General features: G+C 73.8%; 10 protein-coding genes. 5 read left to right on the top strand and 5 right to left on the bottom strand.

Annotated elements, in window-relative coordinates:
• Positions 1–8 precede the first annotated feature (8 nt).
• Complete coding sequence (locus J116_RS19880; RefSeq protein WP_023588827.1) at positions 9–836, bottom strand: arylamine N-acetyltransferase family protein; 828 nt, start codon at positions 834–836, stop codon at positions 9–11.
• A 91-nt stretch (positions 837–927) separates the two neighbouring features.
• Entirely contained in the window at positions 928–1767 is an 840-nt protein-coding gene (locus J116_RS19885) for an aquaporin (protein WP_099048248.1), read from the bottom strand.
• Positions 1768–1984: 217 nt separating this feature from the next.
• On the opposite strand from J116_RS19885, the gene J116_RS19890 reads away from it, so the two are divergent.
• From J116_RS19890 to J116_RS19910, 5 genes are all read left to right on the top strand, one after another.
• Positions 1985–2833 carry a sirohydrochlorin chelatase gene (locus J116_RS19890; protein ID WP_023588829.1) on the top strand — a complete coding sequence of 283 codons (849 nt, stop codon included), beginning with the start codon at positions 1985–1987 and terminating at the stop codon, positions 2831–2833.
• Between the two features lie 56 nt (positions 2834–2889).
• On the top strand, positions 2890–4203 hold the full coding sequence (locus J116_RS19895; RefSeq protein WP_028964290.1) for a deoxyguanosinetriphosphate triphosphohydrolase: 1314 nt from the start codon (positions 2890–2892) through the stop codon (positions 4201–4203).
• A 115-nt stretch (positions 4204–4318) separates the two neighbouring features.
• Positions 4319–5596 (top strand): NAD(P)/FAD-dependent oxidoreductase, encoded by a 1278-nt coding sequence (locus tag J116_RS19900; RefSeq protein WP_023588831.1) that lies wholly within the window; start codon positions 4319–4321, stop codon positions 5594–5596.
• Between the two features lie 110 nt (positions 5597–5706).
• Complete coding sequence (gene dnaG / locus J116_RS19905) at positions 5707–7629, top strand: DNA primase (RefSeq protein WP_023588832.1); 1923 nt, start codon at positions 5707–5709, stop codon at positions 7627–7629.
• A gap of 110 nt (positions 7630–7739) precedes the next feature.
• On the top strand, positions 7740–8876 hold the full coding sequence (locus J116_RS19910) for an RNA polymerase sigma factor (protein ID WP_051203848.1): 1137 nt from the start codon (positions 7740–7742) through the stop codon (positions 8874–8876).
• 4 nt (positions 8877–8880) lie between these two features.
• On the opposite strand, the gene J116_RS19915 is transcribed toward J116_RS19910, so the two are convergent.
• Genes J116_RS19915 through J116_RS19925 form a run of 3 tightly spaced genes read right to left on the bottom strand, consistent with a single transcriptional unit; the run spans position 8881 to position 12846 of the window.
• Positions 8881–9135 carry a hypothetical protein gene (locus J116_RS19915; RefSeq protein WP_023588834.1) on the bottom strand — a complete coding sequence of 85 codons (255 nt, stop codon included), beginning with the start codon at positions 9133–9135 and terminating at the stop codon, positions 8881–8883.
• A gap of 46 nt (positions 9136–9181) precedes the next feature.
• Entirely contained in the window at positions 9182–11113 is a 1932-nt protein-coding gene (locus J116_RS19920; protein WP_028964292.1) for an ABC transporter ATP-binding protein, read from the bottom strand.
• Complete coding sequence (locus J116_RS19925; protein ID WP_023588836.1) at positions 11113–12846, bottom strand: ABC transporter ATP-binding protein; 1734 nt, start codon at positions 12844–12846, stop codon at positions 11113–11115. Before J116_RS19925 ends, J116_RS19920 begins: the two co-directional genes overlap by 1 nt.
• Between the last annotated feature and the right edge of the window lie 110 nt (positions 12847–12956).

The raw sequence follows: 12956 nt of genomic DNA on the forward strand, positions 1-12956 counted from the left end.
GAGAGCGGTCAGGGGCGGGGGTGCAGGGCCACGGGCGGGTGGTCGAGGCGGAGGCCGAAGTGGTCGCGGTACGCGGCGAGGAGGTCCGCGTCGTCGTCGAGCGGGCGCTCCTCGCGCGTGCCGCCCTCGGAGGTGATCAGGCGGCGGCCGCTGAGCGTGACACGGCCCCGCTCGGTGAGCAGCGAGGCGAGCGGCGCCCGGGTGAACGGCGAGTCGGGCGAGGTGCGGTGCCACCAGGCGCCCGTCGTGAAGTCGGCCAGGACGCGCGGCCGCCGCTCCAGCCGGTAGCGCGGCCGGCCGTCCCGTACGACGTCGAGGTCGCCGTCCGCGCCCGGCTCCTCGCTCTCCACGATCCGGAACACGCCCGACGGGTCCTTCTGCTCACCGCGCTCGTCCAGGGCCAGCGGGAAGTGGCTGTGGTCGCCGAAGCCCACGTCGGCCAGCCACGCCCGTCCGCCGCCGTCCGCCGCCAGGACCCGCAGCGCGAGGTGGTCGTACGGGATGCCGAGGCGCCCGTCGTCGCCGTACACGCGGGCCTGGAGCAGCTCCACCTCGTACCCGAGGGTCCGCAGCAGCGCCGCGAACGCGCCGTTCAACTCGTAGCAGAAGCCGCCCCGCCCCCGGTCCACGACCTTGCCGACGAGCGCCGTCTCGTCCAGGACGATGTCCTCGCGGAGGTGGACCGACAGGTTCTCGAACGGCACCGCCCTCAGGTGCCGCAGCTGGAGGTCGCGCAGGACGTCCTCGGTGGGGCGGGCGGGCCGGCCGGCGACGCCGATGCGGCGCAGGTACGCGTCGAGCCGCTCGGGCGGCAGTGTCGTCTCCATGGCGTCCATGCCTCCCAGTCTCCCCACCGGCCCGCGCCACCACCATGGGCCGCTGGTCCTAGACGCCGGGCCTTACGCCGGGCCGCCCTCCGTGCGTGCCTCACCCGGTCCACGGCGCCGGGCCGTGCGACGGAGCGACCGGAGCGGCACCCTGCGCCGGAGCGACCGGCGCCGGGCCGCCCGCCGGGCCACCGGCCACCCGTCCCGCCGGGCCGCCGGTCACGCGTACCGACGGGCGCCCCGCCGCCCCCGGCCCGTACAGCAGCGCCGCCAGCGCCGTGCCGAGCAGGGCGCCGAGCAGCTGGGCGGCGACGAAGCCGGGGAGCGAGCCGGGCGCGATCCCGGTGAACGAGTCCGTCAGTGAACGCCCCGCCGTCGCCGCCGGGTTGGCGAACGACCCGGACGACGTGAACCAGATCGCCGCCCCGATGTACGCCGCCACCGCGAGCGGCGCGAACCGGGCCCGGCCCAGCCGCTCCAGCGCGACGATCAGCAGGACCAGCCCGGCCGTCGCGACCGTCTCGCCGAGCAGCAGGTGCGCCTCCGCCCGTTCCCGCGTCGCCCAGGACCAGCCGGCCCCGCCGGGCGCCCGCCCGAACATCGCCTCCGCCAGCAGCGCCCCGGCCGCCGCGCCCACCGGCTGCGCGGCCAGGTACAGGGCCACCTCGCGCGCGGGGACCCGCACCCCGGCCCGGCGGCGGGACCACCAGGCGCACAGCGTGACCACCGGGTTGAGGTGCCCGCCCGACAGCGGGCCGAGCTGCGCGATCAGCAGCCCGAGCGCCACGGCCGAGACGAGCGAGTTGGCCAGCAGCCGCACCCCCGTGTCGTCGCTGAGCGCCGACGCCTGGAGGCCCGACCCGACGACCGCCGCGACCAGCGCCGCCGTACCGACCAGCTCCGCCAGCACCCGCCGCCCCAGCGGCGCCGCCCCTCCCAGCGTCCCGGTCCCCACGGCCGCCCCCCTTCTCGATAATGGAAGATGTATTCCATTCTACGGAATCAATCGGGCCGCTCGGCCCGTCAACGCCGCGCACCGGCCCATGTGAGCCGACGCCAAAGCACCCGTCACAGCCGTGCAACACCGCCGCAACCTCCACCCGCGAGGATCGGCGCACGATCCTCACCCCGCCCCCGACGGAACGCGCAGGCCGCCCATGAACACACCGACCCTGGTCGCCGTCGCCCACGGCAGCCGCGACCCCCGCGCCCTGCCCGCCGTGACCGCCCTCCTCGAAGAGGTCCGCGCCCTCCGGCCCGGCCTGCCCGTCCGCCTCGGCCACGTCGAACTGAACGAGCCGCTGCTCACCGACACCCTCGGCACGCTCCCCACCGGCGGCGAAGCCGTCCTCGTCCCGCTCCTCTTCGGCCGCGGCCACCACGTCAAACACGACCTGCCGGGCGCAGCCCGGTCCGCCGCCCCCCGCGTCCGCGCCCGCGTGGCCGCCCCGCTGGGCCCCCATCCGCTCCTCGCCGAGGCCCTCCACGACCGGCTCACCGAGGCGGGCTGGCGCCCCGGTCCCCGTACGCACCGCACCGCCGGAGTCGTCCTCGCCGCCGCCGGGTCCCGCGACCCCGAGTCCACCGCGGGCACCCGCCGCCTCGCCGCGCTGCTCAGCGACCGCCTCGGCGGCGTCCCCGTCCTCGCCGCCTACGCCTCCGCCGCCTCACCCACCGTCCCCGAAGCCGTCCGCGAGCTCACCGCCCGCGGCCGTACCCGGATCGCCGTCGCCTCCTGCTTCACCGCGCCCGGCCTGTTCGCCGCCCGCAGCGCCGCGGCCGCGCCCTGGATCGCCGCCGCCCCGCTCGGCCCGCACCCCGCCCTCGCCCGGCTCGCCCTCCACCGCTACGACCAGGCCCTCGCCCGTACCGCCGGAGCCCGTACCGCCGACGCCCGTACCGCCGAAGCCTGTACGGCCGGAGCCCGCCCCGTCCGGCCCCCGGCCCGCACGCCCGCGCCCGCCGCCGCCCCGCCCCCGCACCCCCACACGTACGCCGCCGTCTGACGCACCGCCCGCCGCCGCACGCATCACTGTCACCCCCTGCGGTTACCTTTCACTGCATGAACGGCATGGCAGGCACGACCCCCCAGGACCACGCGTACGACGCGGCCGCCACCGAGCGCTGGGCCGCCGAGCCCGACAAGCGCCCCGGCCGCACCGCCTTCCAGCGCGACCGGGCCCGCGTCCTGCACTCCTCCGCCCTGCGCCGCCTCGCGGGCAAGACCCAGGTCGTCACGCCCGGCACCCGGGGGCTCGCCTGGGACGCCAGCCCCCGCACCCGGCTCACCCACTCCCTGGAATGCGCCCAGGTCGGCCGCGAGCTGGGCGCCGCCCTCGGCTGCGACCCCGACCTGGTGGAAGCCGCCTGCCTCTCCCATGACATGGGCCACCCCCCGTTCGGCCACAACGGCGAGCAGGCGCTGAACGAGTTCGCCAAGGACTGCGGCGGCTTCGAGGGCAACGCCCAGTCGCTGCGCCTCCTCACCCGCATCGAACCCAAGAGGTTCGTCCCCGACCCGGCCACCGGCGACCTCGTCAGCGTCGGCCTCAACCTCACCCGCGCCGCCCTCGACGCCGCCACCAAGTACCCCTGGCCGCGCGGCGCCCACCCCACCGACCCGCACTCCCCGAAGTTCGGCGTGTACGAGGACGACCTGCCCGTCTTCGCGTGGGCCCGCCAGGGCGCCCCCGAGGGCCGCACCTGCTTCGAGGCCCAGGTCATGGACTGGTCCGACGACGTCGCCTACTCGGTGCACGACTTCGAGGACGGCCTCCACGCCGGGCACATCGACCCCAACCTCCTCCTCGCCGAACCCGAGCGCGCCGACATCTGGCGCGTCGCCATCGGCCGCTACGTCCCCGCCGACACGGACCCGCAGGAGCTGGCCGACGCCCTCGACCGGCTCATCGACCAGGAGTGGTGGCCGCACGGCTACGACGGCACCGCCCTCGCGCAGGCCCGCCTCAAGGACGCCACCAGCCAGCTCATCGGCCGCTTCTGCCTCGCCGCCGAGGGCGCCACCCGCCAGGCGTACGGCTCCGGCCGCCTCACCCGGTACGGCGCCCGGCTCGTCGTCCCCCGCGAGACCCGCAACGAGTGCGCCGTCCTCAAGGCCGTCGCCGACCGGTACGTGATGCAGCGCGCCGAACAGGAGACCCTCCGCGCCGACCAGCGGATCGTCATCGCCGAGCTGGCCGACGCCCTCGTCCAGCGCGCCCCCGACGGCCTCGACCCGCAGTTCCGCGCCCTGTTCGACGCCGCGCCCGACGACCGGGCCCGCAAGCGGGTCGTCGTCGACCAGATCGCCTCGTTCACCGACGCCACCGCCCGCGCCCTCCACGCCCGCCTCACCGCGCCCCACCGGCCCCGGTAGGTCCTCTTCCGCGCCGCACCCCGATACGGGACCCTCGCTGGGGCGCCACGGCCGGACGGCGGCCCCCGGCGTAGCGTGGACACGGACGAACCGTGCATTCCGGTAGGAGGCGACAGTGGTCGACGCAGATGAGACCTTCGTCATCGTGGGCGGGGGACTGGCCGGGGCCAAGGCGGCCGAAACCCTCCGCGCCGAGGGGTTCTCCGGCCGCGTGATCCTCGTCGGCGACGAACGCGACCACCCCTACGAACGGCCACCGCTCTCCAAGGGCTACCTCTCCGGCAAGGAGGAACGCGACAGCGTCTTCGTCCACGAACCCGGCTGGTACGCGCGCAACGACGTGGAACTCCACCTCGGGCAGCCCGTCACCGCCATCGACCGCGACGTCCGCACCGTCCGCCTCGGGGACGGCACCACGATCCACTACGACCGGCTGCTGCTGGCCACCGGCGCCGAACCGCGCCGCCTCGACATCCCCGGCACCGACCTCGCGGGCGTCCACCACCTGCGCCGCCTCTGCCACGCCGACCGGCTCCAGGGCGTACTCGCCGCCCTCGGCCGGGACAACGGCCACCTCGTCATCGCGGGCGCGGGCTGGATCGGCCTGGAGGTCGCCGCCGCCGCGCGCGGCTACGGCGCCGAGGTCACCGTCGTCGAACCGGCCGCCACCCCGCTCCACCAGGTCGTCGGCCCCGAGATCGGCCAGATGTTCACCGAGCTGCACGCCGAGCACGGCGTCCGCTTCCACTTCGGCACCCGCCTCACCGAGATCGTCGGCCAGGACGGCATGGTCCTCGCCGCCCGCACCGACGACGGCGACGAACACCCCGCGCACGCCGTCCTCGCCGCCGTCGGCGCCGCGCCCCGCACCGCGCTCGCCGAGGCCGCCGGACTCGCCCTCGCCGACCGCGCCCACGGCGGCGGCATCGCCGTCGACGCCTCCCTGCGCACCTCCGACCCGCGCGTGTACGCCGCCGGGGACGTGGCCGCCGTGCACCACCCCCTGCTGGGTCTGCGGCTGCGCGTCGAGCACTGGGCCAACGCCCTCAACAGCGGCCCCGCCGCCGCCCGCGCCATGCTCGGCAAGGACGTCTCGTACGACCGGGTGCCGTACTTCTTCTCCGACCAGTACGACCTCGGCCTGGAGTACTCCGGCTGGGCGCCGCCCGGCTCGTACGACCAGGTCGTGCTGCGCGGCGACGCGGGGAAGCGGCAGTTCATCGCGTTCTGGCTGAAGGAGCGCCGCGTCCTGGCCGGGATGAACGTGAACGTGTGGGACGTCACAGAACCGATCCAGGACCTCGTCCGCGCGGGCGCCATGGGCACCGCCGTGGACCCGGACGCCCTGGCGGACCCGTCGGCCCCCCTCCCGTCCCTGCTGCCGGGCTCGTAGCGGCGAGCGCCCGCAGGCCGCATCTCTGCGGGGGGGGGGGGCGACCCCCGCGCACCCGTAGGCTGTGATCTCTGCGAGGGGCGACCCCCGCGCCCCCGTAGAATTCCTGCGTGGCAGGCAGGATCAACGATGACGACGTGAAGGCGGTACGGGACGCCGTCCCGATCGATGCCGTCGTGTCCGAGTACCTCCAGCTGCGCAACGCCGGCGGCGGCAACCTCAAGGGCCTGTGCCCCTTCCACGACGAGAAGTCCCCGTCCTTCCAGGTCAGCCCGAGCAAGGGTCTCTTCCACTGCTTCGGCTGCCAGGAGGGCGGGGACACCATCGCCTTCGTCATGAAGATCGACCACCTCTCCTTCTCGGAGACGGTCGAGCGCCTCGCCGCCCGCGCCGGGATCACCCTCCGGTACGAGGAGGGCGGCTACAACCCCACCCACCAGCGCGGCGAGCGCATCCGCCTGATCGAGGCGCACAAGGCCGCCGCCCAGTACTACGCCGAGCAACTCGGCGGCGCCGAGGCGGAGATCGGGCGCCGGTTCCTCGCCGAGCGCGGCTTCGACCAGGCCGCCGCCGAGCACTTCGGCGTCGGCTACAGCCCCGCCGGATGGGACCACCTCACGCGCCACCTGCGCGGCAGGGGCTTCTCCGACAAGGAGCTGATCCTCTCCGGGCTCTCCCAGGACGGCCGCCGCGGCCCCATCGACCGCTTCCGCGGCCGCCTCATGTGGCCCATCCGCGACGTCGGCGGCGACGTGGTCGGCTTCGGCGCCCGCCGCCTGCGCGACGACGACAACGGCCCCAAGTACCTGAACACGCCCGAGACGCCGATCTACCGCAAGTCGCAGGTCCTCTACGGCATCGACCTCGCCAAGAAGGACATCGCCAAGATCAGCCGGGCCGTCGTCGTCGAGGGCTACACCGACGTCATGGCCTGTCACCTCGCCGGGGTCACCACCGCCATCGCGACCTGCGGCACGTCATTCGGCGGCGACCACATCAAGATCCTCCGACGGCTGCTGATGGACAACGGCTCCGCGCGCGTCATCTTCACCTTCGACGGCGACGCGGCCGGGCAGAAGGCGGCGCTGCGGGCGTTCGAGGACGACCAGAAGTTCGCCGCCGAGACGTACATCGCCATCGCCCCCGACGGCATGGACCCGTGCGAGCTGCGGCTCGTCAAGGGCGACGACGCCGTGCGGGAGCTGGTCGAGCCGCGCACCCCGCTGTTCGAGTTCGCGCTGCGGCAGATCGTGGGCCGGTACGACCTGGAGACCCCGGCGGGCCGGGCCGCCGCCCTGGACGAGGCCGCCCCGATCGTCGCCCGCATCAAGAACGTCGCCTCCCAGCACGAGGTCGCCGTCGAGCTGGCCGGGATGCTCGGCATCCTCGACACGCAGTTCGTCGTCAAGCGCGTCGCCCAGATCGCCCGCTGGGCCCGCGACCGGGGCGGCGCCCCCGACGGCGGCCGCCCCCGCCCCGGCGCGGGCCCCCGCCCGCCCGCCGCGACCGCCGCGCAGGGCCCGGCGCAGCCGTCCTTCACCGGCCCGGCGCTCAACCTGCGCAGCCCCGCCCACCGCACCGAACGGGAACTGCTGAAGCTGGCCCTCCAGTACCCGGCACTGGTGTCCCCGGCGTTCGACGCGTACGGCGCCGACGAGTTCACCGCCCCGCCGTACGCCGCGGTGCGCCGCACCATCGCCGAGGCGGGCGGCGCCGCGCAGGGCGTGGACAACGCCCCCGACTACCTGGCCCGCGTCCGCGAGGCCGCTCCGGACGACACGGTCCGCGCGCTCGTCACGGAGCTGGCCGTGGAGGCCGTCCTGGCCCGCGCGGTGGACGAGGCGTACGCGGGGGAGCAGCTGGTGCAGGTCCGGCTGCGGGCCGTGGACCGCCGCGTACGGGAGGTGCAGGGCTCCCTGACCCGGCTGGGCGCGCACGGCGACCCCGAGCGGCTGGCCGCCGTGCAGAACGAGCTCTGGGTCCTCCAGCAGTACGCCCAGTCGCTGCGCAACCACGGCGCCGCCGCCCTCTGAGGCGCCCCTGCCGGGCCCGGGTTCCGTACCGACGGGTAGTCGCGCCGTCACGCACCGGTCGCAAAAAGTGAGCGCACGACCCTCGTGGCGGTGATGTGTCGTACTCCACACTGGGGGCGGTGACGGACCGAACCGGCAGCGATCACCTGGAGGTCGCCCCCGTGCAGACCCAGACCCTGAACGATGTCGTCCCCGTACAGGACGTCCCTGTGCAGGGCCCCGCGCCGGACCACCCCGAGACGCTTCCCGGCACCCTCCCGGACGGCGTGCCCGGTCTGCTGGACCCGTTCCCCGAGCCGCCGCCCGCGCGCCGCGCCGCGGACCGTGCGGCGGCGGCGCCCTCGTCGGACCTGTTCCGGCAGTACCTGCGGGAGATCGGCCGGATACCGCTCCTGACCGCCGCCGAGGAGGTCGAGCTGGCCCGGCGCGTCGAGGCGGGGCTCTTCGCCGAGGAGAAGCTCGCCCGCACCCCGGACCTGGACTCCCAGCTCGCGGTGGACCTCGACACGCTGGTGGTGCGCGGCCGGATGGCAAAGCGGCGGCTCATCGAGGCGAACCTGCGGCTCGTCGTCTCCGTCGCCAAACGGTACGTCGGCCGGGGCCTGACCATGCTGGACCTCGTCCAGGAGGGCAACCTGGGCCTGATCCGCGCCGTCGAGAAGTTCGACTACGCGCGCGGCTACAAGTTCTCCACGTACGCGACCTGGTGGATCCGCCAGGCGATGTCCCGGGCCCTCGCCGACCAGGCCCGGACCATCCGCGTCCCCGTCCATGTCGTGGAACTGATCAACCGGGTCATCCGGGTCCAGCGCAGCATGCTCCAGGAGCGCGGGCAGGAGCCCACCGCCGAGGAGGTCGCCGCCCGGCTCGACCTGCCGCCCGAGCGGATCGGGGAGGTGCTGCGGCTCGCCCAGGAGCCGGTCTCCCTGCACGCCCCGGTGGGCGAGGAGGACGACGTGGCCCTGGGCGACCTCATCGAGGACGGCGACGCCGCCTCCCCGGTGGAGACCGCGGCGTTCCTGCTGCTGCGGCAGCACCTGGAGGCGGTCCTGTCCACGCTCGGCGACCGCGAACGCGAGGTCGTCCAGCTCCGGTACGGTCTGGCCGACGGGCGGCCCCGCACCCTGGAGGAGATCGGACGTCTCTTCGGCGTGACGCGCGAACGCATCCGCCAGATCGAGTCCAAGACCCTCGGCAAGCTACGGGACCACGCCTTCGCCGAACAGCTCCGCGGCTACCTGGACTGAGCCGCTACCGCCCGCCGCTCTCCCCGGCGTCCCGGCGCGCCGCGCCGCCGCGCGGCCGGCCGAGCCCGGAGCCGAGCCCGAAGCCGAGGACCAGGCCGACCGGCAGGCCGAGGAGGAGGCCCTGCGCCATGTCGTCCATGGCCACGCCGAAGGCGACGCCGACGCCCATGCCGACCGGCAGTCCCAGGGCCATCCCCAGGGCGCCGCCCGCCTTCTCCGCGTCCCGCGGCGTGTCCGCCCGCTCCGGTCCGTCCTCCATGCCGTTCCCCTCTCGCGTTTCCCCGCGTGGTGGTCACGCCGCGCGGTCAGTCCACCTCGGCCACCGCCTGGGCGAACTGCGCCGCGTACAGGCGCGCGTACGGGCCCTTCGCCGCCAGCAGCCCCTCGTGCGTGCCTTGTTCGACGATAGCGCCGTTCTCCATCACCAGGATCACGTCGGCGTCGCGGATCGTGGACAGCCGGTGCGCGATGACGAACGTCGTCCGCCCGTGTGCCAGCCGCGCCATCGCCTTCTGGATCAGCACCTCGGTACGGGTGTCCACCGAGCTGGTCGCCTCGTCCAGGACCAGGATCACCGGGTCGGACAGGAACGCCCGGGCGATGGTGATCAGCTGCTTCTCGCCCGCGCTGACCCCGCCGCCCTCGTCGTCGATGACCGTGTCGTACCCGTCCGGCAGGGTGCGGACGAACCGGTCGGCGTGCGCGGCCCGCGCCGCCGCCTCGATCTCCTCGCGCGTCACCTCGCGGTCCGCGGCGGCGCCGTACGCGATGTTCTCCGCGATCGTCCCGCCGAACAGCCACGTGTCCTGGAGGACCATGCCGATGGACGCGCGCAGCTCCTCCCGCGACATCCGGGCCACGTCCACGCCGTCCAGGACGATCCGGCCGCCCGTCACCTCGTAGAACCGCATCAGCAGGTTGACCAGCGTCGTCTTGCCCGCGCCCGTCGGCCCGACGATCGCGACCGTCTGGCCCGGCGCGACGTTGAGCGACAGGTTCTCGATGAGCGGCTTGTCCGGCTCGTAGCGGAAGGAGACCTTCTCCAGCGTCACCGCCCCGCGCACCTCGGCGGGCCGCTCCAGCGCCGGGGACTCCGGCTGCTCCTCCGCGTCCAGCAGCTCGAATATCCGCTCCGCCGATGCCACACCGGACTGCATCAGGTTCGCCATCGACGCGACCTGCGTCAGCGGCATCGAGAACTGCCGCGAGTACTGGATGAACGCCTGCACATCGCCGATCGACAGCGTCCCGGACGCCACCCTCAGCCCGCCGACCACGGCCACCAGCACGTAGTTCAGGTTCGACACGAAGAACATCAGCGGCTGCATGACGCCGCTGTTGAACTGCGCCCGGAACCCCGCCTCGTACAGCTCCTCGTTCCGCTCGTGGAACTCCCGCGCCGCCTCCTCCTGACGGCCGAAGACCTTCACCAGCGCGTGCCCCGAGTACATCTCCTCGACGTGCGCGTTCACCCGCCCCGTGGCCTGCCACTGCCGGACGAACTGCGGCTGCGACCGCTTGCCCACCCGCGCCGCCACGACCACCGAGACGGGCACCGTCACCAGCGCGACCAGCGCCAGCAGCGGCGAGATCCAGAACATCATCGCGAGCACGCCGACGATCGTCAGCAGCGAGTTGATCAGCTGGCCCATGGTCTGCTGCATGGTCTGGCCGATGTTGTCGATGTCGTTCGTCGCCCGGCTCAGCACCTCACCGCGCTGCGCCCGGTCGAAGTACGCCAGCGGCAACCGCTCCAGCTTCGCCTGCACGTCCTCGCGCAGCCGGTACACGGTCCGGTTGATCACCTTGATCGACATGCGGGTCGACACGAGCATCAGCAGCCCGGCGACCATGTACACGGCCAGCGCCAGCAGCAGCACCTCGCCGACCGCGTCGAAGTCGATGCCCCGGCCCGGTGCGAAGTCCACGCCGGACAGCATGTCCGCGAGCCCGTCATCGCCCTTCTCCCGCAGCGCCCCGACGACCTCCTCCTTGGTGCGGCCCTCCTCCATGCCGCCACCGACGACCCCCGAGAACACCAGGTCCGTCGCCCAGCCGAGGATCTTCGGCCCGACCACGCCCAGCGCCACGCTGAGCACACCGGCCACGAGCATCACCCACAGCGCGGCCTTCTCCCGCGCGAGCTGCCGCAGCAGCCGCCGCAGCGACCCCTTGAAGTCCGCCGACCGGTCGCCCGGACCGCCGCCGGGCCGCATCATTCCGCCAGGACCCGCCATCAGGCAGCCTCCGCCTCGGTCAGCTGGGAGAGCACGATCTCCCGGTACGTCTCGTTGTCCGCCATCAGTTCGTGGTGCCGTCCCGCGCCCACGATCCGGCCCTCGTCGAGGACCACGATCCGGTCGGCGTCACGGATCGTGGAGACCCGCTGCGCGACGATCACCACGGTCGCGTCGGCGGTCTCCCGCGCCAGCGCCTCCCTCAGCCGCGCGTCCGTGCTGTAGTCGAGCGCCGAGAACGAGTCGTCGAACAGGTAGATCTCCGGCCGCTGCACCAGCGTCCGCGCGATCGCGAGCCGCTGCCGCTGCCCGCCCGACACGTTCGTCCCGCCCTGCGCCACCGGCGCGTCGAGCCCGCCCTCCAACTCCCGTACGAAGTCAGCCGCCTGGGCCGTCTCCAGCGCGGCCCACAGCTCCTCGTCCGTCGCGTCGGGCCGCCCGTACCGCAGGTTCGTCGCGACCGTCCCCGAGAACAGGTACGGCCGCTGCGGGACGAGCCCCACCGTGCGGGCGAGCAACGCCTGGTCCAGCTCGCGCACGTCCACGCCGTTCACCAGCACCTGGCCGCCCGTCGCGTCGAACAGGCGCGGCACCAGGCCCAGCAGCGTCGACTTGCCGCTGCCGGTCGAGCCGATGACCGCCGTGACCTCACCGGGCCCGGCCACCAGGTCGATGCCGTGCAGCACCGGCTCCTCGGCGCCCGGATAGCGGAAGTCGGCGCCGCGGATCTCCAGGCGCCCCCCGCGGGGCAGCTCCCGCACCGGCGAGGCGGGCGGCAGCACGCTCGTCTCCGTGCGCAGCACCTCCTCGACGCGCTCGGCGCACACCTCGGCGCGCGGGACCATCATGAACATGAAGGTGGCCATCATCACGGCCATCACGATCTGCATCAGATACGCCAGGAACGCCGTCAGCGCGCCGATCTGCATCGCCCCGTCGGCGATCCGGTGCGCGCCGAACCACACCACGGCCACGCTGGAGAAGTTCACCACCGTCATCACGGTCGGGAACATCAGCGCCATCAGCCGCCCCGCCGACATCGACACATCGGTCAGCTCGGTGTTCGCGCCCTTGAACCGCTCCCGCTCGTACGCGTCCCGCACGAACGCCCGGATGACGCGGTTGCCGGTGATCTGCTCCCGCAGCACCCGGTTCACCGTGTCGAGCCGCTCCTGCATCGTCCGGAACAGCGGCTTCATCCGCAGCACGATCAGTGAGACGGCGACGCCCAGCACCGGGACCACCGCCAGCAGCACCGCCGACAGCGGCACGTCGAGACCGAGCGCCAGCACCACCCCGCCCACGCACATGATCGGCGCCGACACCATCAGCGTGAACGCCATCAGCACCAGCATCTGCACCTGCTGGACGTCGTTGGTGGTGCGGGTGATCAGCGACGGCGTACCGAAGTGCCCCAACTCCCGCGCGGAGAACGACTGGACCCGGTCGAAGACGGCCGCCCGTATGTCCCGGCCCAGCGCCGCCGCCGTCCGGGCCCCGTAGTAGACGGCGCCGATGTTGCCGACGACCTGCACCACGGACACCGCGATCATCACGGCGCCGTACCGCAGGATGTAGCCGGTGTCGCCCGTCACGACGCCCTTGTCGATGATGTCGGCGTTGAGCGTCGGCAGATAGAGGGTGGCGCCCGTCTGTACGAGCTGGAGCGCCACCAGGAAGGCTATGGCCCGTTTGTACGGCGCCAGATGGATGCGGAGAAGTTGTCGAAGCACGGACTCAACTATCGCCCCCGCGCCCCGTTCGTTACGACGGGTTTTCGACCCCCCGCCACGCCCGTCGGCCACGGCCGTCGGTCATGCCCCCGCCCCCGCTGTCCGCCACG

Source organism: Streptomyces thermolilacinus SPC6, assembly GCF_000478605.2.
In the GTDB taxonomy this organism is placed as follows: domain Bacteria; phylum Actinomycetota; class Actinomycetes; order Streptomycetales; family Streptomycetaceae; genus Streptomyces; species Streptomyces thermolilacinus.